The following is a 19,239-nucleotide window of genomic DNA, read 5'->3' as shown; positions in this document are numbered from 1 at the left end:
TCCTTAAACCATAAACATAACTTTTGCAAGCAAGACGATCGCCACCGCAAGCGTAAGTGCGATAGGGTGGATGTTGCCAAGTGGGCTAGGGCGCTTAAATATAAATTTGCAGCTTAAATTTGTTATAACCGCAGCCACGATCACCATCGCTAAGAAAAATTTGATCATAAAAGCGATCTGTAAATTTGTCTCAAAGTAGCCTCCAGCCTTGCTGCCGACCCAGTTACTCATCATCATGCCACCAGTTAAAACTAAAAGTAGCACGCAAATAGGCATGATTTTAACAGCTACTGAGCCGATGGCTTGCTTTGCCTTTTGAGCAAGCTCTGGCGGCATCTTTTTGCTCGCCGCTCTTAATATGATCACATCAAAAAATAGATAACCAACAAAAATGATCGCACAAAAAAGGTGAATTATCTGCGCGTAGGGATATAAATTTTGCATATTTTTCCTTATCTGTAAATTCCAACTGCTTCACGCACTTTTTTTATCGTTTCGTGAGCTACATTTTGAGCTTTTTTAGCGCCTAGATCTAAAATTTTAGCCACCTCGTCAGGGTTGTTTTGATAGTATTCAAATTTCTCTCTTGCATCTTTAAAATAGTCCCAAACAAGCTCGTTTAGATAGGCTTTAAAGTGTCCGTGACCTTCTCCTCCACGCTCATATCTAGCCTGCAAGTCGCGCTGTCCGCTCTCATCTAAGAAAAGTTTTGCGATGTTATAGACGTTGCAGTTTTGCCACTGCTTTGGCTCTTCAAGCGGCGTGCCATCAGTCACGATGCTTGAAATTTGCTTTTTAAGCGTCTTGGCGTCAGAGAAGATATCGATCGTATTGCCGTAGCTTTTGCTCATCTTTTCGCCGTTTGTGCCAGGCACGGTGGCTACGTTTTCATCGATCTTTGCCTCAGGCAGAGTAAAAATCTCGCCATGTTCGTTGTTAAATTTGATCGCAATATCACGTGCTATCTCTACGTGCTGGATCTGGTCCTTGCCCACAGGCACGACCTGCGCGTTATAAAGCAAGATATCAGCTGCCATCAAAACTGGGTAGCTAAAGAGTCCGTGGTGCGAGCTAAGCCCCTTTGCAACCTTGTCTTTGTAGCTGTGTGCGCGCTCAAGTAGCCCCATAGGCGTGTGCTGGCTTAGCACCCAGTAAAGCTCAAGCACGTCTTTAACGTCGCTTTGTACCCAAAAAATACTCTTGTTTGGGTCGATTCCAAGCGCCAAAAAGGCACAAGCAGCGTCAAATGTGTTCTGCTTTAGCGCCTTTGCCTCGCTAAGACTAGTCATCGCGTGGTAGTTTGCTATAAACATAAACATCTCGTTTTTTTCTTGCATATCAACCATCTGCTTTATCGAGGCAAAATAGTTGCCTAAATGCAGCTTTCCGCTTGGTTGGAGGCCGGTTAATACTCTCATCTTATCCTTTCAAATTTTGGCTTTGACTTTTTCGCTTATGCTTCGTTGAAATTTTGTTTTCAAGCTCGGCAGACCATCTGTCTAGCCCTCACTTAAAAACAAAATTTCGTCTTGCCTAAACAAAAAAAATCTTCGCCAAAACGTTTAAATTTCAACATCACGTTAGACTTTGTGTATCTAGCTTGATCTTAAAATTTAGCATGGCATTATGTGTCTAGCCTCGGCTTAAAATTTCTTCACAACTCTCGTCGCTTTAGCGTTGCGAACAAGTGAAGCAAAAATTCATCTCACGATACTTCGCCAAAATGCTTTTTAAATTTTAACGTTACATTAGACTTTTGTATCTAATCTAATCTTAAAATTTAACTCGGCAGAAAAACAAAATTTTGCCTTGCCTAAACAAAAAATTCTTTGCCAAAACGTTTAAATTTTAACATCATGTTAGACTTTCTAGTCTAGCTTGATCTTAAAGTTTATCTCGCAGGCTAAATGCCTAGTCTTGATTAAAATTTATCTCAAAATTTCGCCAAAATTTCTCACTATAAAACGTTAAATTTAGCTCAAACATCACAAATTTCAACACCACGCCAGACTCCATCTAGCCTGATCTTGAAATTTATCGTTGCAAGCAGCCCACGTACTTTGCAACTAAACTTTTAAAAGTATCCTTATCTCTTTTACGATCTGCTTTGGGGTCTTGCCCTCTACTTCAACGATATAATCAGCCTTTTTCTCATAAAGCTTCTCGCGCTCCAGATGTAGCGCTTCAGCCTTTTTTAGGTCGCTTAAAAGAGGGCGTTTGGCGAGTTTTTTCTCGCTATTTTTGCTATTTTTTAGCCTTTGCATGATCGCATCAAAGCTTGCCTTTAGATAGATCACGGTGCCTATTTTGTTTAAATTTTTAACCTTCGCAAAGCCGCCACCTGTCGAGATGATCGCATTTTTGACATTTGTGGCTAGAAATTTAGCCAGATCCTTTTCAAGCTGCCTAAAATGCTCTTCGCCAAATTCATCAAAGATAGTTTTTATCTTCATATTTTGCGAGCTCTCTAGCAAGTCGTCGCAGTCAAGATTCATCGTCTTTAGCGCCTTGCTTAGCGCCCTTGCAGTGGTGCCCTTGCCAACGCCCATAAACCCTATTAAAACAATATTATTGTTCTTTGTCTTCATCACTCTCTCCACGTTTTTTAGGGATTAGCACGATAGGCACTCCAGCTAGGCTAAAGCTCTCTCTAAGCTTGTTTGTTAGGTAGCGTTTGTAGCTAAAGTGCAGGCATTTTGGGCGGTTCATTATGAGCGCTATCATGATAGGTGCTGTCTTAAACTGCACTGCGTAGTAAATTTTCACGACCCTGCCTTTGTCGCGTGGCAGTGGGTGCGCTTTGGTCGCTTCGCCGATCACTTCGTTTAGCTTTGAAGTTTGGATTTTTTGGGTGTAGTTTTTGTAAATTTCAACTATGAGTGGGTAAATTTTATGCACTCTTTTGCCACCAAGTGCCGAAACGCTGATGATCGGCGCGTATGAGAGAAATTTAAACCTATCTTTTATTTCTTTGCAAAGCTCGTCAAATTCTTCGCTGCTTTTGTCCCATTTGTTTAGCACGATGATGACGCCAAGCTCAAATTTCGAGGCGATGCCAGCGATGCGCTCATCAAGCTCGGTTAGAGGCTCAGAGCTATCTAGCACGAGTAGTGCGACGTCTGTCTCTTCTAAAATTTTCTCAGTTCTATTTAGTGCGTATCTCTCGATACCCTCGATCTTGCCACGCTTTCTGATACCGGCAGTATCGACAAACTCAAAAACCCTGCCATCATGCTCGTAAATTTCATTGACTGGGTCGATCGTAGTGCCTGCTACGTCGCTAACGACGGCACGGCTCTCTTTTACAAGAGCGTTTAGAAGTGAGCTTTTGCCGACATTTACACGGCCTATGATGCCAACTCTTATATTTTTGCTCTCATAGTCTATCTCGTCGCTTAGCTCGCCCTCGTCGTTATAGTTTTCTAAAAAATCATCAAAATCATCGTTCAAATCGGCCTTTATCTGCACTTTCTCTTCTAGGTGCTTCGCTAGCCAGATGCTAAGCTCATCGACGCCAGTGTTGTGGCTTACTGAAATTCCAAATGAGTTTTTTGCGCCAAAACTTACAAATTCCCACTCTCTTTGCTCGTCTTTTTTGCTGTCGATTTTGTTGATGACTAGAGCGATTGGTAAATTTAGCTTGCTAAGCTCGTAAAAAATGGCTCTATCCTCATCATCTGGCATCATTTTGCCATCGACCATGTATAAGATAACGTCTGAGTTTTTAGCCTCTGCCAAGGTCTTTGCTTTTACGTTTTTAAAAAGCTCGCTGCTATCATCAAGCCCGCCGCTGTCGATTAATATACACTCTTTGCCCTCAACTTCGATCTTAGCTTTGTTTGTATCTCTTGTGGTGCCGCTAACGTCGCTTGTTATGGCGATGCGTCTTCTTGCTAAGCGGTTAAAAAGTGAGCTTTTGCCGACATTTGGCTTGCCTACTAGTATTACTTTTTGCAAATTTTGTCCTTTTTATGATGGCTGATTATACAAATTTTTCTCTTATATAAAGTATAAAATTACGCTTAAAAGCGCCGAAATAAAAGAAAAAACAACTAAATTTTAAGCCATTTTTCATTAAAATGAGTGCTTTAAATTTAGAGGTTTTGCGATGTTAAAAAGGTTTTATATTTCACATCTTGGCATTTTTTATATGCTCTTTGCTTGCTTTATGTTTGCCGTGACTGGCGCATTTGCAAAGTATCTGAGTAAAGATATGCCTTCTATAGAAGTTGTTTTTTTTAGAAATCTCATCGGCCTTGTTATCGTGGTTTACGCCATATATAAATTTCCATTTAAACAAACTGGTGGGCACTTTTTCTTGCTGATGTTTCGTGGGTTTGTGGGCACGGTGGCGCTTTTTGCATTTTTTTATAACGTAGCACACGTAAATTTAGCCACAGCCTTTACCTTTCAAAAGACAAATCCGATATTTACAGCCATTCTCGCAGCTATTATTTTTAAGGAGCGTCTAAGCTCGCTTGGCTGGTTTGCTGTCTTTTTAGGATTTGGTGGAATTTTGCTTGTTATTCAGCCAAATTTAGGTATCAATAAAACCGATATCATCGGCATTTGGAGCGGCCTTGGAGCGGCTATCGCCTACACAAGCGTCAAGGAGCTAAACAAGAGCTACGGCACAAACATCATCGTGCTAAGCTTCATGCTTTGGGGCACATTTTTGCCGCTTATTTGCATGGGACTGGCGGAGTTCTTTACATACGAGCCGCTTGATTTTTTGTTTTCAAAATTTAGCATGCCAAACTGGAACAACCTCATTTTCATCTTGCTAATGGGGCTTACTGGTTATTATTTTCAGGCGTTTATGACAAAGGCATTTGCGGTTGGCAAAAAGGCTGGTGTGATCGCTGCGGTTAGCTACGCAGACGTCATTTTTACGCTTATTATTGGCTATTTTATGGGCGATGCGTTGCCAAATCACTTGGCACTTTTAGGCATCTTGCTAGTTGTGGTGAGTGGAATTTTAGTTGTTAAAGAAAAATAAAGGAGAAAATATGATCTTAATCGCTGGACCTTGCGTGATAGAGAGCAAGGAGCTTGTTTTTGAAGTGGCAAAAAGGCTAGTTAAATTTAATGAAAATCCAAAGCTTGATTTTTATTTTAAGTCGAGCTTTGATAAGGCAAATCGCACGAGTATTAGCTCATTTCGTGGCCCTGGACTAGAAAAAGGTTGTGAAATTTTGGCTGAAGTAAAAAAAGAATTTGGCTTTAAAATTTTAACCGATATCCACGAGAGCTATCAAGCTCAGCCAGTTGGTGAAGTGGCTGATGTGCTGCAAATTCCTGCATTTTTGTGCCGCCAAACTGATCTGCTCGTGGCAGCTGCAAAGACAAAAGCGGTCGTAAATATCAAAAAAGGGCAGTTTTTAGCGGCTTCAGCGATGAAACACTCTGTTAAAAAAGTGCTTGAAACAAGAGGCGTGAGCGGCGATGGATACGAGGTCGCAAAGGCAAATGGCGTCTGGCTAACCGAGCGAGGTAGCACCTTTGGATATGGAAATTTAGTCGTTGATATGAGAAATTTGGTGATGATGAGAGAATTTGCACCAGTCATTTTTGACGCGACCCACAGCGTGCAGATGCCAAGCGCACTTGGCGAAAAAAGTGGCGGAGATGCTAGGTTTGTCCCTTATCTTGCAAGAGCAGCAGCTAGCGTTGGGGTGGATGGATTTTTCTATGAGACGCATATAAACCCTTGCGAAGCGCTTTGCGACGGACCAAATATGCTAAATTTAGACGAGCTTGAAAAGGTCGTAAATGACACGCTAAAGATAGAGGAAATTTTAAATTTTTAAACTAAGGAGAGAGATGAAAAGGATTTTAGCGCTACTTTTAGGAGTGTTATTTTTGGTAGGTTGTGGCTCATCTCAGCCAAAGGTGCCACTTGCTGGCAAGTATAAATTTGAGGGCATTGGCTACACTCATGTGCAGCGCCATGAGCCGACAAAATTTCTCTACCAAAGCCCAAAAATGATCGAGAAAAAGTATAACAAGCAAATCACTGAGGCGCTTACAAAAGAAAATTTGCTCGATCCTAACTCAAGCGACGAGCTAAAGATAAAGATAACTCACCGCAGGGAATTTATAGGCGAGGCAACCTTTGCTAAAAGCGACAGGATGGGCAATATCTACCTTACTTACGAGGTAGAAGTCGTTAGAAATGGCGAAGTTTTGAGGCATTATAGCTCTAGCGAGCTAAGGTTTAATCCTGGAGTCTTTGGAAATTTAAAGGGGCTAGTTGGACAAAATAACGATGATAGCCTTGAAAATAAGGCGATTAGCGCAAATGTAAAAGAGATCGTTGATACCATAAAAGGTATGAAGTAAATTTATGTCAAATAGAGGCTTTTTGTGGATATTTCTAGGTGCGGTGGCTGAGTGTGGCTGGGCGTATGGGCTAAAGCACGCGTCAAATTTAAGTGAATTTTTGCTTACGACGCTGCTTGTAAGCATAAGTTTTGTTTCGTTTATGAAGGCTTTAAAATATCTGCCAGTAAGCATCTCTTATGCTGTATTTGTGGGCTTTGGGACGGTTTTTATCGTCATAGCTGAGATCGTTAGCGACTACGTAGCAAGCGGGATCATGCCAAATTTCATTAGGCTATTTTTCATAGCGACGCTCATTTTAGGCGTGCTTGGGCTAAAAGGTATAAAAGAATGATCCACTTTTTGGCGCTTTTATTAGCTGGATGTTGTGAAGTCTCTGGCGTCTTTTTTATCACGAAATTTTCAAAAAGCACAGGCGTAAAAAAGTGGGCAAATTTCATCCTTTTGCTTGGAAATTTCGCCCTTTCTCTAACGCTACTTAGCTATGCGATGCAAACTATCGCTATGTCGGTGGCGTATGCGATCTGGACAGGCATCGGAGCGATCGGAGCAGTCGTGGTGGGCGTGGTTTTTGAAGGTGAGAAGATAAATTTTAAAAAAGCCTTGTTTTTAGCGCTCATCATCTTTAGCGTGGTGATGTTAAAGATCGTTTAAGGAGCAAATTTGGAAGTAGTAGAGCAGGTCACGTCGCGAGATAAGACCATTATAAAAACAGGTATTATAGGTATAGTGACAAATGCCATTTTAGCGGCTATAAAGGCTGTAGTGGGCTTTGCTAGCGGTTCGATCGCTATCATCTTAGACGCGGTAAATAACCTAAGCGACGCGCTCTCATCGGTCATTACCATTGTCGGCATAAAAATAGCTGGGAAAAGCCCAGATAAAGAGCACCCATTTGGCTACGGCAGGGTGGAGTATCTAACAGCTATCGTTATAGGCGTGATCATACTTTACACAGGCGGCACCTCTGTAGTCGAGTCGGCTAAAAAGATCATCTCACCAAGCACCCCAAGCTACGACACTATCTCGCTTGTTTTGATCGCCATTTTGGTAGTGGTCAAATTTGCGCTTGGGCTTTACACGCAAAGGGTCGGACAAAGGGTAAATTCTGACTCGCTCATAGCAAGCGGAGTGGATGCGAAATTTGACGCTCTAATCTCGCTTAGCACGCTTTTGGCGGCTTTAGTATTTGTGTTTTTTGGCGTTAGCCTTGAGGCATATCTCGGCGTGGCGATATCGCTACTTCTTATCAAGGCGGCACTTGAAATTTTACGTGACGCGATAGATAAAATTTTAGGCGCAAGGATGCCTAACAGCGATAGTTCGCAAATTTATGAGTGCATAGGCTCGTTTGACGGCGTGCTTGGGGCGTATGACCTTATATTTAACGACTACGGACCAGACAAGAAGCTAGGCAGCGTGCATATAGAGGTGGCGCACGACATGAACGCTGCGCAGATAGACGCGCTTACTAGGCGCATACAAAATGAAATTTTTGCGAAATTTAACATTGTTTTAGATACCATTGGCATCTATGCATTTGATAAAGAGAACAACGCAACAAGGCTAAATGTCGAAAAGATAGTTTTTGGGCATAAATTTATCAAGCAAATGCATGGATTTTACATAAACAAAGAGACAAATACGATCACGTTTGATATCGTCATAGACTTTAACGCACCAGATAGCTCGGCACTCTACCGCGAAATTTTATCGCAAGTAAGCAGCGCCTATCCTAGCTACAAGGTCATCATCACACGTGACACGGACTACAATGGATAGAAATTTAAGGAGCAAATATGAAAATAATCGAGGGAAATTTAGCCCTAAAAGGCAACGAAAAGATAGCGATCATAAACGCAAGGTTTAATCACATCATCACAGACCGCTTGGTGGAGGGCGCAAAAGACGCATTTTTACGCCACGGCGGCGACGAGAAAAATTTAACTTTAGTGCTAGTCCCTGGCGCATTTGAGATACCTATGGCGCTTGAAAAGGTGCTTGCAAGCGGTAAATTTGATGCGGTTTGCTGTGTGGGAGCGGTGATAAGAGGCTCAACGCCGCATTTTGACTACGTAAGCGCTGAGACCACCAAAGGCATCGCAAACGTGACGCTAAAATACGCAAAACCAGTCACATTTGGCGTGCTAACGGTAGATAACATCGAGCAAGCGATCGAGAGAGCTGGCAGCAAGGCTGGAAACAAGGGCTTTGAAGCGATGACGGGCGTTATAGAGATGCTAAATTTATACAAAAAGCTAGGAGAGTAAAATGGCCACACGTCATCAAGTGAGACAAGCCATAGTTTCGCTACTTTACTCAAACGAGATAAATCCCGTAACTGCGGAGTTTGAAGAGGAATTTTTAGAAGAGAAAAAGATAAGAAATGAGCGCAAAAATGAGGCGCAGCAGACCTTTAAAGAGGTGCTTGCAAACAAAGAAAAACTAGATGAAATTTTAAAACCGCACCTAAAAGACGGCGACTTTAGCAAGGTTGGCGCAACTGAGCTTGCTATCCTTAGACTTGGGCTTTATGAGATGAAATTTAGCCAGACTGATAAAGCCGTCATCATAAACGAGGCGATCGAGCTTGCAAAGGAGCTTGGAAGCGATCAGGCGCCAAAATTTATAAACGGTGTGCTAGATAAGATAAAGGGCGACCTATGAGGCTCTGCGTCGCTCTTGATATGGCGAGCAAGGATGAAAATTTAGCCCTCGTTCGTGAGCTAAAAGGGCTTGACCTTTGGCTTAAAGTGGGGCTTAGAAGCTATATTAGAGACGGAGCTAAATTTATAGAGGAGCTAAAAGGGGCAGGGGATTTTAAAATCTTTCTTGATCTAAAGCTTTATGATATCCCAAACACCATGGCAGACGCCGCTGAGGTCGTCTCAAAGATAGGCGTAGATATGATAAACGTGCATGCAAGTGCTGGCGAGAGAGCGATGAAGACCGTCATGGAGCGTCTTAATGCGCTGCAAAATCGCCCTTTGGTGCTTGCTGTATCAGCACTTACTAGCTTTAACGAAAGCGAATTTGAAGCGGTTTATAACGATACTATTTCTCGCTCGGTTAGGAAATTTAGCCAGATGAGCTTTGAAGCGGGGCTTGACGGCATGGTCTGCTCGGTCTTTGAAAGCAAGCTCATAAAAGACGTGACAAATCAAAATTTCATCACGCTTTGCCCTGGAGTTAGGCCTTTTGGAGAGAACGCTGGCGATCAAAAGAGGGTTGCAAATTTGGTTAGCGCAAAGCAAGAGGACAGCGACTTTATCGTCGTTGGCAGGCCGATTTATGAAAACGCAAATCCAAGAGAAATTTGCGAACGCATTTTGGAGCAAATTTAGCGCCATAACTTGCATAAATTTGGTCTAAAATCATTTTAAACATGGTTTTTCGTGTAAGAAATTTTAATTAAACCACCTCGCAAGAAGCTTGGATAACGACTTAGCGCAGTAGCAAGATAAAATTTAGCAAGCTTTGTAGTGCACGAATAAAATTTAATTACGGCGAGCTTGACGGAATTTAAAAGAAATTTGAGGTAAATTTGAGCGATTTTAAAAAAATCCCATATGTCGGCGAGGCAACCGAGGCCGATTTGCTGGCACTGGACTACGAGGATATTGCTTCGCTAAAGGGCGCGGACCCTGAGGAGATGTTTGAACGCACAAAGGCTCTCGGGCGCGGCAGTGATAGGTGCATTCTATATGTTTACCGCATGATTTGTTATTACGCAAACACTCCGCACCCAGACAAAGCCAAGCTAAAATGGTGGCTTTGGAAGGATTAAATTTTTAAAATTTGGTAGCCACTATTTATAAACAGCACAAACTTTTATCAACTTTTACAAGCATTGAGCCACGGTTTTAACGTTATTTTAAAGCCTTTATGCATAAAATCACAAACTATTATTATCAGAACTTTTTAGTTGACTTTTTGACTTAGTAAAACAAAAACCATAGATAGCAAAGGGTAACTAATATTTTTAATTATATAAATAAGGTAAAAATGAGACTCTGGACGATAAATTTTAAATATCTTGATGCAAAGGGTCTTGTGGCTCTGTGGAGAGAGGCTTTGCTGGCTAAAAATGTTTTAGAGGGGCTGACAAAAGGCTATAAAAACCACCCACAATTAATTAGATTTTACACTCATCAAAACTCTATAGATGCTATAAATGCCTATCTTTTGGAAGTTTATAAAGAGGCTTGCGCTCGTGGATATAAATTTGATGTTGCAAAAGTTGGAAAATTTGACGCAGAAAATTTATCCAAGATCGCCGTTACTAGAGGTCAAATCGAGTATGAATTTAGCTTCTTGCAAGAAAAACTAAAACTAAGAGATTTAAAAAAATACAAAGAAAATTTAAATGTAAAAAATATAGAAATTTCGACTATTTTTACGGAGATAGACGGCGACATTGAGCTTTGGGAGAAGGTAAAAACGCTCATTTAGTTTTTATACTACAAATTTTTTTAACGATCTCTATCCTATTTATATCCTCAAATTTGATCTTAGTTTTTACGACCATGAGGGTTTTATCTTTGAAATTTACATCTGAGACTAGTCCGCCAGATCTTACGTAAGTAAAGCCGTCGTGGTAGCTTACACGCACTTCGTCAGCTATTTTTATCTCGCTTATCTTTTTTAAAATTTCATCGATCTTGCTCTCATCAAGCTCGAGCTTTTCGCATTTTTCTCGCTCTTTTTGGCGCAAGGCTCGCTCTAAGGTAGAAAGAGGATTAAACGAGCTAAAAATTTTCGCCCTATCTTTACTCACCGCTCTTGTGCCCTCCGATCTTTTTGTTTCTATCTTGCCCAGTCGCCTCTGGCAGCAGGTCGATCGCGCGCAGGATCGAGTTTTTACCAAATTTCTCTTTTATCAAATTTAGCGACTTTAACACCGCTTTTTCTTTGGCGTCATCTTCAAATAGGCTAAACTCAACCAAATTTTCTTTCACTACATCGTTTGCAGATATGCCTATTTGCCTGATTAGCCCGACATTTTTTATCTTGTTTAAAAGTAGCTCCTCAGCCGCACTCATCAGCACGCTTGAGATATTTGTGGGAGTTTTAAATCTCACGCTTGCACGTTGTTGTGGCTCAAGCTTATCGGCAAATCTCACATTTATCGTTAGCCCACTCGCCCTCACATCTTTGTTTATGAGCCTAAGAGCGAGCCTGTCAGCCATCTCTTTTAGCACGATCACCGCCTCGCAGCGCTCATAATCTCTTGGTAAAATTTCCGAGCTAAAGTAGGACTTCGTGCTTGGTTTATAGGCCTTTATCTCAGCTATCGTCGTTGGCTCTATGCCGTTTGCGTGATCTATCGTGATATAGGCATCGACGCCAAAAATTTTTTCAAGCAGGCTTTTTGGTGCATTTGCGATATCTTTCATGCAAAAGATGCCGCATTTTTCGAGCTTTAGCCTAGTTTGCTTACCTATACGCCAAAAGTCACTTAGTGGCTGGTGCGTCCAAAGCTGCTTTTTGTAAAGCTCTTCGTCAAGATAGGCGATGCCGTCATCTTGGTGCTTTGCTAATATATCAAGCGCGATCTTTGCGAGGTATAAATTTGTCCCCATGCCACAAGTAGCCGTCACTCCAGTCGTTTTTAAGATCTCATCCATCATCATCTTTGCCATCTCTTTTGCACCAAGAGCGTAAAATTTCAAGTAAGAAGTGAGGTCTATGAAGCACTCATCGATCGAATAGACGTAGATGTCCTCTTTGGAGACATATTTTAGATAAATTTCATAGATCCTTGCGGCGTAGTCGATGTAAAACTGCATCCTAGGTGGCGCGATGATAAATTTGATATCCCTTGGTATCTCAAAGAGCCTGCAGCGGTTTTTCACCCCTTTTGCACGAAGCGCAGGGCTAACAGCTAAGCAGATGCCGCCACTGCCACGACTAGCGTCAGCCACGACCAGATCGGCCTTAAATGGATCAAGCCCGCGCTCTACGCACTCAACCGAGGCGTAAAAGGACTTTAGGTCGATAACGGCGTAAATTTTGCTCTTTGGATTTTCATTTTTCATGAGAGGATTATAGATGAAATTTGGTAAAAGTTAGTTTGTAAATTTTGTTTGAAATGGCTTAAAATTTTAATAAAAATCTTTTAGAAAAAAGCTAAATTTGAGTGCAAAAACCATGCGCTAAAGATACTGCCTCCACTCACAGCTAAATAACTCAATAATCAGAAACTACGCTAAAATATGCGCGCGAGCCAATGCTTATAAACGTAAATGACGCCAAGAAAAAGACATCGCAACTGGCGACGTGATGAGAGTTAATGACAAGGTGAAATTTAGTTGGCGCGCTTGTTGCTCATCATCCAAGAGCACGTCATCGCCATCTGCGAAGGCGCATGGCATGATCCTGAAGTCTAAGCAAAAGAGCCTTTGCAAGCATGGCTGCGTCAAGTCCTAACTAGCGACAAAGGCACACTAGCACCGCTTAAAACAACTGCGGACACAGAGTTTTAGCAAATTTAGAAAAATTTAAAGGCGAGATCAAACCGATCATCGCGTTTTCTAAACCAAAAATTTTGCAATTTCTATAGAATTTATATAAATTTAACCCCCGTTGGGGGCAAATCAAAATTAGCTGTAAATTTTCTTTAAATTTTCAAGCTTTGTGCTTGCATTTAGTAGGAGCATATCAGCAAGCACCAGCCTTATCATCGCAGTTGCTACGACGCTGCCACGTATGCCTATGCAAGGATCATGCCTGCCTCTTAGCTCAAAATCCACCGCCTCGCCCTTTAAATTTAGCGTCTTTTGCTCTTTAAATATTGAAGGCGTTGGCTTAAAATGGCTCTTTAGCACGATCTCAGCACCACTGCTTATACCCCCAAGTATGCCACCAGCGTTGTTGCTTAAAAAGCCAAGCTCGTCCATCTCGTCGTTGTTTGCTGAGCCAAGCATAGAGCTTACATTTACGCCAGCGCCGATCTCTACGGCCTTTACTCCGTTTATGCCCATTAAAGCTGCCGCCAAAGCACTATCAAGCCTATCATAAAGTGGCTCGCCAAGACCAGCTGGCACGCCTTTAGCCACGCTTAAAACCACAGCTCCAACGCTATCGTGCTCGCTTCTAGCTTTATTTACCGCCTCTTTCATCGCCTCTTCGTTGCCAAGGGCATAAATTTGCGAATTTTTGGCAAAATCAAAATCAATCTTGTCGCTAACAGCCTTGCCGATGCCAAGCACGCCACTTAAAACTTCTATCTTAAATTCATTTAAAAGTAGCTGCGCAAATGCCCCACCAGCGACCCTTACAGCTGTCTCTCTGGCACTTGCACGCCCACCACCTCTATGATCTCTAATGCCATATTTTTTAAAATATGTTAGATCAGCATGCCCAGGGCGGAAAATCTCACGTAAATTTTCATAGTCATTTGACTTTTGGTTGTTGTTAAAAATGGCAAAACCTATCGGCGCCCCAGTACTCATGCCATCAAAGACGCCGCTAAAAATTTCTATCTTATCAGCCTCATCTCTTGCCGTTGTGAAGCTACTTTGTCCAGGACGACGTTTGTCAAGCTCGCTTTGGATGAAGTCTGCATCGATCTTTAACCCAGCAGGTATGCCGTCTATCACGCCACCAATCGCCACCCCATGGCTCTCGCCAAAGCTAGTTAAGGTTAGTTTTTTGCCAAATGTGTTCAAAATTTATCCTATTTTTTGATTTTTTCTAGCGCTATCTTTGCTGCGAGCTGTTGGGCTTGCTTTTTGGAGTTGCCAACGGCACGTGAAATTTCCTTGCCATTTAGCAGTAGAGCTATCTCAAATTCTTTCTTGTGATCAGGGCCAAAAGAGCTTATAAGCTCGTACGTTGGTATGACGCCAAGGTTTGCTTGAGTGACCTCTTGAAGGGCGGTTTTGTAGTCTTTTTCAAGGTGCGCAAAGTCGATCTTTGGGTAGCAAAGCTCAAGCAGTGTGATAGAAATTTCTCTAACTTTATCAAGTCCAGCCTCAAGGTATATTGCACCCATCACCGCCTCAAATGCGTCGCTTAAAATGCTATCTTTCTCTCTACCGCCGTTATTTTCTTCAGCTTGGCTAAGCCTTAAAAACTCGCCCATTTTTAGCCGCCTAGACATATTTGCAAAGCTTTTTTCATTTACAAGTGCGGCACGAAGTTTGCTCATGTCGCCCTCTGCGATCTTGCTAAATTTCTTAAAAAGATACTCAGCCACGAGCAGATCCATCACCGCATCGCCCAAAAACTCAAGCCTCTCGTTATTTAACGCCTGCTTGGTGCTCTTATGCGTTAGCGCCTCTTCTAAAAGCTCAGATTTTTTAAATTTATAGCCAAGATTACGTTCAAATTCTTCTAAATTTTTCATATCTTATTCTCATCTTTTATTTTTAATGCCTCGTCTCTTGCCATCTGGTCACACTCCTCGTTTTCAGGATGTCCAGCGTGCCCTTTAACCCAGCTAGCCACGACTTTATGTGGCTTTGAAATTTCTAAATACTCCTGCCAAAGCTCGACATTTTTTACATTTTTAAAATTTCTCTTTTGCCAGTTTGCAAGCCACTCATTTATGCTATTTACCACGTATGAGCTATCGGTTATTAGCCTAACTTCACATGGCTCTTTTAGTGCTTTTAGCCCCATTATCGCAGCTTTTAGCTCCATTTGGTTGTTTGTCGTATATGCCTCGCCGCCACTTGCTTTTTTCTGCGCTTCGTTAAATCTCAATATATAAGCCCAGCCGCCAGCTCCAGGGTTTCCAAGGCATGAGCCGTCACTAAAAAGTGTTACTATCTTCACTTGCTTTTTCTGTGATGTGGGATAAAATTTTGACACTTCCTAGCTCGTGACAGACTGGACAGCGGTAAAAGTGCATAGGAAATGAGTTTTTGCAGTTTTTGCAAACGTAGTTAAAGCTTAGCCCTGCCGCGTCAAATTTAGCGTCCTTTAGCCTTTTTATGACATTTAGCTCAAAGCCGTAAATTTCGCATGGACCTTCTATATCGCCCTTTGCATAAAAGAGGGATTTATATTTTGGATCGCTTAAATTTATAGGTGTTTTTAGGTTGTAAAGTAGATCAAGCACATCTTCAAATTTGGCAAAATCTTTTAAATTTTCTAAATTTTCATTGTGTCTTATGAAAAGGGCTAAGATCATGCGCTTTAAAAGCTCAAAATTTTGGCTAAGGTGTGAGAGAATTTCCACCTTTTCACTAAAGCTTAAATTTCTATCATCAAGCGTGCTGATCGCCTTTATATAGGCCTTTTGATCTTTTACATTTGTCCCTAGCTCTTCAAGCGAATTTAGCGCATAAAGGGCTTCTTTATAGTTTTTAAGCTTCTCATCTATCATCGTTAAAAAGCGCAGTGCGAGGACGTTTCTAGGGCTTAGCTCAAGCGCTTTTTCAAAGACTTCGCTAGCTTTTTTTAAAAATCCAGCCTTGAAATAGACCTCTCCAAGCTCGTTTAGGATAAATTCCTTCTCGTTTTTATCTTTTACCTTTTCAAGTGCGATTAGATAGACGCCGATTGATTTTTCAAAGTCGCCATTTTTGGCAAATGTTTGACCTAGCATGCTAAGGCTTGGTATATCTACTTCTGGACTTTTTAGCATCTGCTTGTGCTCGTCGCTTATGCCATCTTTGCTGTCAAATTTCTTGATAAATTTCTCGATGCGTTTTTTCTCATCTTTACTTGAAAATATGCCCCAAGCGTAGCTTAAAGCAGCGATCATCAAGATGATACTAAATAGAATAATAAGGCTAAATATCGGATCTCTGTGTCCAATGAAAAAAATATCCACGCTTATACTTTGTAATAAAATTTTACTTTAATTATAACAAAGCAGTTGTATAATTTTGCTTATGATAGATCCAAAATCCATTGAAAAATTAAAAAACCAAATAGACATTGTTAATATCATCGAGCAGTATATCCCAGTTAAAAAGATGGGCTCAAGCTACAAGTGTGTCTGTCCGTTTCACGACGACAAAAACCCAAGCATGAGCATAAATCAAAACAAACAGATGTATCACTGTTTTGCCTGCAAAGCTGGCGGAGATGCGGTTAAATTTGTGATGGATTATGAAAAGCTCACCTACCCAGAGGCGATAGAAAAGATCGCTCAAATTTCAAATTTCAGCCTTGAATACACAAACGACAAGGTGCCAACGCAAAAAGAAAATAAGCACATTTTAGAAAAGGTAAATGCCTTTTATAGAAGTGAGTTTTACAAAAACGAAGCGGCCATTAGATATATCAAGTCGCGCGGCATAAATGATGCGATGATAGAGAAATTTGAGCTTGGCTGGGCTGGGGATAGTAAAAGCACCATTAGGCTTTTGCAAAATGAAAACATAGAGCCTAAAGAGGCGCTTGAAGTTGGCATCGTAAAGCAAAATGAAAAGGGAATTTACGCTAGTTTCATCGAGCGCATAACATTTCCTATCTACTCGCACACCACAAGGCTAGTTGGCTTTGGTGGCAGAACGATCTCAGATCACCCTGCAAAATATGTAAATTCTCCTCAAAGTGCGGTATTTGATAAGTCAAAGCTACTCTATGGCTACCACCTAGCTAGACAAAGTATATTTGAGAAAAATCAGATAATAATAACTGAGGGCTATTTAGACGTCATCATGCTTCACTACGCTGGCTTTACAAATGCTGTTGCCGTGCTTGGCACAGCACTTACTACAAGCCACTTGCCACTTTTAAAAAGAGGCGAGATAAGCGTGGTGCTTTGCTTTGACGGCGATGGCGCTGGCATAAATGCAGCCATAAAGTCAGCTCACCTGCTAAGCATAAATAAGATAGATACAAAAGTAGTCATCATAAGTAACGGCGCAGATCCTGCTGATATGGTCTTTGCAGGTAAGATAAAGGAGCTTAATGAGCTCTTTGGCTCTGGCGAGGACGCGGTGAAGTTTTATATAGAAAAGATCATGCAAAAGTATGACATCACGCGTTCAATGCAAAGAGATAACTGCCTTAGCGAGATAAAAGCCTATATGGACGAGCTTGGAGAAGAGATAGCAAGCTCGTATGTGACAGAGGTAGCGGCAAGATTTAACCTCACTCCACAAAGCGTGGCAGATAGGTTTGGACTAAAGCAGAAGCCAAAAAATGAATATAAATTTAAAAGAGAATTTAGAAAAAAAGATAAAGATGAATTTAGCAACTCTGTCATGGTAGATGAGGTGCCAGCTGTGATGAACAAAGACCCGCTTGAGTTTGCACTTTTTAAAACCATGCTAAACAACCCAAACTACAGAGATGAGATACTCTCAAAGCTTGGGGCTAGATACTTCATAAAGCATCCTGAGTATCTAAACGCCATCCTTTATAGATACGACGTGAGCGATGAGCAGATGGTTAGAGAAATTTTAATGGACGAAAAGATCCATGAGATCACCGATGCAACCACTTTGCAAAAGGCTATTTTAAATATGCAAATCGCCTTTTACGAGAACGAACAGCAAATTTTAAAAGGCTCTGACAACCCAAATAAGATAGAAATTTTAGAAAAACTGCTATTTATCATCAAAGATCTCAAGACTCAGCTTTATAAAATTTAAAAAATCACACTTTTTCAGCTTCAAATCATAAAACAAAATGTAAAATGCTTAAAGTAATAAATCTTTTTAAGATTGGCTTTATATTTTAAGGATTTATGATGATAGACGCTAAAAGATTTGAGAGAAATTTTAACGCTATAAGCGAGTTTGGAGCGCTAAAAGGCGGTGGGCTAACAAGGCTAGCCTTTAGCAAAGAGGACCTTGAAGCAAGAAAATTTCTTATAAATTTGATAGAAAAAAATGGCTTTAAACTTAAAATTGACAATGTCGGCAACATCTACGCCATCTATAATGATGGCTGCGAGGCAGACGCGAAGCCAGTTTGCGTGGGTTCTCACATAGACAGCGTGCCAAATGGCGGCTTTTATGACGGCACACTTGGCGTTATGGCTGGTCTTGAGGCGCTAACTGCGATAAAAGAGGCTGGCATCAAGCTAAAGCGCCCACTTTGGCTCATAAATTTTAGCTGTGAGGAGTCAAGCCGCTTTAAGACAGCCACTATCGGCAGCAAGATAATAAGCGGCAAACTAAGCCAGCAAAGGCTTCATGAGCTAAAAGATGAAGATGGCATCTCGCTTTTTGAGGCGATGAGTGCGGCTGGATTTAAACCACAAAATTTAGATGAAGCCATACTAAAAGAAAACTCCCTACACGCCTATCTTGAGCTTCACATCGAGCAAGGCCCAGTGCTTGAGCGAAGCGGTATAAGCGTTGGCGTGGTAAGCGGGATCGCAGCTCCAATTAGATTTGAGATCACAATACATGGCAAGGCTGATCACAGCGGTGCAACTCCTATGAATATGCGCAGTGACGCCCTGCTTGCTGCTTCACACATCATAATCGCCGCAAATAAATTTGCTAAAAACAAAAAAACAGCCGTCGCGACCGTTGGCTACGCGCATGCAAAACCAGGCGTTTTAAACGTCGTGCCAGGCGAGGCGAGGCTTGGCGTTGATCTAAGAGATATCGACAAGGCGAGCTTAGAGGAGCTAAATTTAGAGCTTAGAAATTTTGTTGGCGAACTAAGCCGTGAGCTTAAATTTAGCTACGAGATAAGAGAGCTAAGTAGCGACGAGCCAGTAAAACTAAGCGAGCACGCCATAAATTTACTTGAAGATGAAGCCAAAAAGCTTGGCATAAAAACGCTTACTTTGCCAAGTGGGGCTGGGCATGATGCGATGAATTTAACAAAGCTTGCAAGTAGCGTTGGCATGCTCTTTATCCCTTGCGTGGATGGTATCAGCCACAACGTCAAAGAGGCGATAAATTTTGATGACGCCGTTTTTGCAACAAAAATTTTAACAAACGCACTAATTAGACTTTCAAACGAGGAGTAGTC

Annotated in this window: 23 protein-coding genes; 13 read left to right on the top strand and 10 right to left on the bottom strand. The window is 41.5% G+C overall.

What is annotated here, in order from left to right:
- Nucleotides 1-3 precede the first annotated feature (3 nt).
- From F3G91_RS08385 to der, 4 genes are all read right to left on the bottom strand, one after another.
- The gene (locus tag F3G91_RS08385; protein ID WP_149701267.1) at nucleotides 4-444 is read right to left on the bottom strand and encodes a copper resistance protein CopD; all 441 of its coding nucleotides are present in this window, start codon (nucleotides 442-444) and stop codon (nucleotides 4-6) included.
- Nucleotides 445-452: 8 nt separating this feature from the next.
- Nucleotides 453-1,418, bottom strand: coding sequence for a tryptophan--tRNA ligase (trpS, locus tag F3G91_RS08380; RefSeq protein WP_149701266.1), 966 nt, complete (start codon nucleotides 1,416-1,418; stop codon nucleotides 453-455).
- 648 nt (nucleotides 1,419-2,066) lie between these two features.
- Nucleotides 2,067-2,588, bottom strand: coding sequence for a shikimate kinase (locus F3G91_RS08375; RefSeq protein WP_149701265.1), 522 nt, complete (start codon nucleotides 2,586-2,588; stop codon nucleotides 2,067-2,069).
- Complete coding sequence (gene der, locus F3G91_RS08370; protein ID WP_148824440.1) at nucleotides 2,569-3,957, bottom strand: ribosome biogenesis GTPase Der; 1,389 nt, start codon at nucleotides 3,955-3,957, stop codon at nucleotides 2,569-2,571. The genes F3G91_RS08375 and der overlap by 20 nt, the downstream gene beginning before the upstream one ends.
- A gap of 151 nt (nucleotides 3,958-4,108) precedes the next feature.
- On the opposite strand from der, the gene F3G91_RS08365 reads away from it, so the two are divergent.
- The 11 genes from F3G91_RS08365 (at nucleotide 4,109) to F3G91_RS08315 (ending at nucleotide 10,794) form a co-directional block, all read left to right on the top strand.
- On the top strand, nucleotides 4,109-4,999 hold the full coding sequence (locus F3G91_RS08365; RefSeq protein WP_149701264.1) for a DMT family transporter: 891 nt from the start codon (nucleotides 4,109-4,111) through the stop codon (nucleotides 4,997-4,999).
- Between the two features lie 10 nt (nucleotides 5,000-5,009).
- Nucleotides 5,010-5,810, top strand: coding sequence for a 3-deoxy-8-phosphooctulonate synthase (kdsA, locus tag F3G91_RS08360; protein WP_004317708.1), 801 nt, complete (start codon nucleotides 5,010-5,012; stop codon nucleotides 5,808-5,810).
- Nucleotides 5,811-5,823: 13 nt separating this feature from the next.
- The gene (locus F3G91_RS08355; protein ID WP_149701263.1) at nucleotides 5,824-6,342 is read left to right on the top strand and encodes a hypothetical protein; all 519 of its coding nucleotides are present in this window, start codon (nucleotides 5,824-5,826) and stop codon (nucleotides 6,340-6,342) included.
- A 4-nt stretch (nucleotides 6,343-6,346) separates the two neighbouring features.
- The gene (locus F3G91_RS08350; RefSeq protein ID WP_103558934.1) at nucleotides 6,347-6,676 is read left to right on the top strand and encodes a DMT family transporter; all 330 of its coding nucleotides are present in this window, start codon (nucleotides 6,347-6,349) and stop codon (nucleotides 6,674-6,676) included.
- Nucleotides 6,673-6,996, top strand: a complete 324-nt coding sequence (locus F3G91_RS08345; protein ID WP_149701262.1) for a DMT family transporter — start codon at nucleotides 6,673-6,675, stop codon at nucleotides 6,994-6,996. The genes F3G91_RS08350 and F3G91_RS08345 overlap by 4 nt, the downstream gene beginning before the upstream one ends.
- Nucleotides 6,997-7,005: 9 nt before the next feature.
- Complete coding sequence (locus tag F3G91_RS08340) at nucleotides 7,006-8,124, top strand: cation diffusion facilitator family transporter (protein ID WP_149701261.1); 1,119 nt, start codon at nucleotides 7,006-7,008, stop codon at nucleotides 8,122-8,124.
- 17 nt (nucleotides 8,125-8,141) lie between these two features.
- Complete coding sequence (ribH, locus tag F3G91_RS08335; protein ID WP_004317743.1) at nucleotides 8,142-8,612, top strand: 6,7-dimethyl-8-ribityllumazine synthase; 471 nt, start codon at nucleotides 8,142-8,144, stop codon at nucleotides 8,610-8,612.
- A gap of 1 nt (nucleotide 8,613) precedes the next feature.
- Entirely contained in the window at nucleotides 8,614-9,009 is a 396-nt protein-coding gene (gene nusB, locus F3G91_RS08330) for a transcription antitermination factor NusB (protein WP_004317696.1), read from the top strand.
- Nucleotides 9,006-9,686: an orotidine-5'-phosphate decarboxylase gene (gene pyrF, locus F3G91_RS08325; protein WP_149701260.1), complete on the top strand. Its 681-nt coding sequence runs from the start codon at nucleotides 9,006-9,008 to the stop codon at nucleotides 9,684-9,686. The genes nusB and pyrF overlap by 4 nt, the downstream gene beginning before the upstream one ends.
- Before the next feature lie 200 nt (nucleotides 9,687-9,886).
- The gene (locus F3G91_RS08320) at nucleotides 9,887-10,129 is read left to right on the top strand and encodes a helix-hairpin-helix domain-containing protein (RefSeq protein WP_149701259.1); all 243 of its coding nucleotides are present in this window, start codon (nucleotides 9,887-9,889) and stop codon (nucleotides 10,127-10,129) included.
- 218 nt (nucleotides 10,130-10,347) lie between these two features.
- Nucleotides 10,348-10,794 (top strand): pyrimidine dimer DNA glycosylase/endonuclease V, encoded by a 447-nt coding sequence (locus F3G91_RS08315; RefSeq protein WP_107965478.1) that lies wholly within the window; start codon nucleotides 10,348-10,350, stop codon nucleotides 10,792-10,794.
- Here F3G91_RS08315 and F3G91_RS08310 read toward each other — a convergent pair.
- From F3G91_RS08310 to F3G91_RS08280, 6 genes are all read right to left on the bottom strand, one after another.
- Nucleotides 10,787-11,119: a YolD-like family protein gene (locus F3G91_RS08310; RefSeq protein ID WP_149701258.1), complete on the bottom strand. Its 333-nt coding sequence runs from the start codon at nucleotides 11,117-11,119 to the stop codon at nucleotides 10,787-10,789. The genes F3G91_RS08315 and F3G91_RS08310 overlap by 8 nt on opposite strands.
- A complete protein-coding gene (locus F3G91_RS08305) occupies nucleotides 11,112-12,380 on the bottom strand; it encodes a Y-family DNA polymerase (RefSeq protein ID WP_149701257.1) in 1,269 nt (422 codons plus the stop codon). The genes F3G91_RS08310 and F3G91_RS08305 overlap by 8 nt, the downstream gene beginning before the upstream one ends.
- 564 nt (nucleotides 12,381-12,944) lie before the next feature.
- A complete protein-coding gene (gene aroC / locus F3G91_RS08295) occupies nucleotides 12,945-14,012 on the bottom strand; it encodes a chorismate synthase (RefSeq protein ID WP_149701256.1) in 1,068 nt (355 codons plus the stop codon).
- Between the two features lie 8 nt (nucleotides 14,013-14,020).
- Complete coding sequence (gene rnc, locus F3G91_RS08290) at nucleotides 14,021-14,692, bottom strand: ribonuclease III (protein ID WP_107936622.1); 672 nt, start codon at nucleotides 14,690-14,692, stop codon at nucleotides 14,021-14,023.
- Entirely contained in the window at nucleotides 14,689-15,123 is a 435-nt protein-coding gene (gene rnhA / locus F3G91_RS08285) for a ribonuclease HI (protein WP_087583474.1), read from the bottom strand. The genes rnc and rnhA overlap by 4 nt, the downstream gene beginning before the upstream one ends.
- A complete protein-coding gene (locus tag F3G91_RS08280; RefSeq protein WP_107936624.1) occupies nucleotides 15,101-16,126 on the bottom strand; it encodes a tetratricopeptide repeat protein in 1,026 nt (341 codons plus the stop codon). Before F3G91_RS08280 ends, rnhA begins: the two co-directional genes overlap by 23 nt.
- 61 nt (nucleotides 16,127-16,187) lie before the next feature.
- Here F3G91_RS08280 and dnaG point away from each other — a divergent pair, with 61 nt between their 5' ends.
- Together dnaG and F3G91_RS08270 are read left to right on the top strand one after the other, a co-directional pair.
- Nucleotides 16,188-17,900, top strand: coding sequence for a DNA primase (gene dnaG, locus F3G91_RS08275; RefSeq protein ID WP_188116826.1), 1,713 nt, complete (start codon nucleotides 16,188-16,190; stop codon nucleotides 17,898-17,900).
- A 98-nt stretch (nucleotides 17,901-17,998) separates the two neighbouring features.
- A complete protein-coding gene (locus F3G91_RS08270; protein WP_149701254.1) occupies nucleotides 17,999-19,237 on the top strand; it encodes a M20 family metallo-hydrolase in 1,239 nt (412 codons plus the stop codon).
- Nucleotides 19,238-19,239: the final 2 nt, after the last annotated feature.

It is taken from the genome of Campylobacter concisus (assembly GCF_902460715.1).
GTDB classification, from domain to species: Bacteria; Campylobacterota; Campylobacteria; order Campylobacterales; family Campylobacteraceae; genus Campylobacter_A; species Campylobacter_A concisus_AK.
This window is presented reverse-complemented; position numbering and strand designations above follow the sequence as displayed.

Excerpts from the sequence above, each read along its gene's own strand:
- F3G91_RS08385 (WP_149701267.1), bottom strand. The coding sequence starts at position 444 with ATGCAAAATTTATATCCCTACGCGCAGATAATTCACCTTTTTTGTGCG.
- trpS (WP_149701266.1), bottom strand. The coding sequence starts at position 1,418 with ATGAGAGTATTAACCGGCCTCCAACCAAGCGGAAAGCTGCATTTAGGC.
- F3G91_RS08375 (WP_149701265.1), bottom strand. The coding sequence starts at position 2,588 with ATGAAGACAAAGAACAATAATATTGTTTTAATAGGGTTTATGGGCGTT.
- F3G91_RS08365 (WP_149701264.1), top strand. The coding sequence starts at position 4,109 with ATGTTAAAAAGGTTTTATATTTCACATCTTGGCATTTTTTATATGCTC.
- kdsA (WP_004317708.1), top strand. The coding sequence starts at position 5,010 with ATGATCTTAATCGCTGGACCTTGCGTGATAGAGAGCAAGGAGCTTGTT.
- F3G91_RS08355 (WP_149701263.1), top strand. The coding sequence starts at position 5,824 with ATGAAAAGGATTTTAGCGCTACTTTTAGGAGTGTTATTTTTGGTAGGT.
- F3G91_RS08350 (WP_103558934.1), top strand. The coding sequence starts at position 6,347 with ATGTCAAATAGAGGCTTTTTGTGGATATTTCTAGGTGCGGTGGCTGAG.
- F3G91_RS08345 (WP_149701262.1), top strand. The coding sequence starts at position 6,673 with ATGATCCACTTTTTGGCGCTTTTATTAGCTGGATGTTGTGAAGTCTCT.
- ribH (WP_004317743.1), top strand. The coding sequence starts at position 8,142 with ATGAAAATAATCGAGGGAAATTTAGCCCTAAAAGGCAACGAAAAGATA.
- nusB (WP_004317696.1), top strand. The coding sequence starts at position 8,614 with ATGGCCACACGTCATCAAGTGAGACAAGCCATAGTTTCGCTACTTTAC.
- pyrF (WP_149701260.1), top strand. The coding sequence starts at position 9,006 with ATGAGGCTCTGCGTCGCTCTTGATATGGCGAGCAAGGATGAAAATTTA.
- F3G91_RS08315 (WP_107965478.1), top strand. The coding sequence starts at position 10,348 with ATGAGACTCTGGACGATAAATTTTAAATATCTTGATGCAAAGGGTCTT.
- F3G91_RS08305 (WP_149701257.1), bottom strand. The coding sequence starts at position 12,380 with ATGAAAAATGAAAATCCAAAGAGCAAAATTTACGCCGTTATCGACCTA.
- rnc (WP_107936622.1), bottom strand. The coding sequence starts at position 14,692 with ATGAAAAATTTAGAAGAATTTGAACGTAATCTTGGCTATAAATTTAAA.
- dnaG (WP_188116826.1), top strand. The coding sequence starts at position 16,188 with ATGATAGATCCAAAATCCATTGAAAAATTAAAAAACCAAATAGACATT.
- F3G91_RS08270 (WP_149701254.1), top strand. The coding sequence starts at position 17,999 with ATGATAGACGCTAAAAGATTTGAGAGAAATTTTAACGCTATAAGCGAG.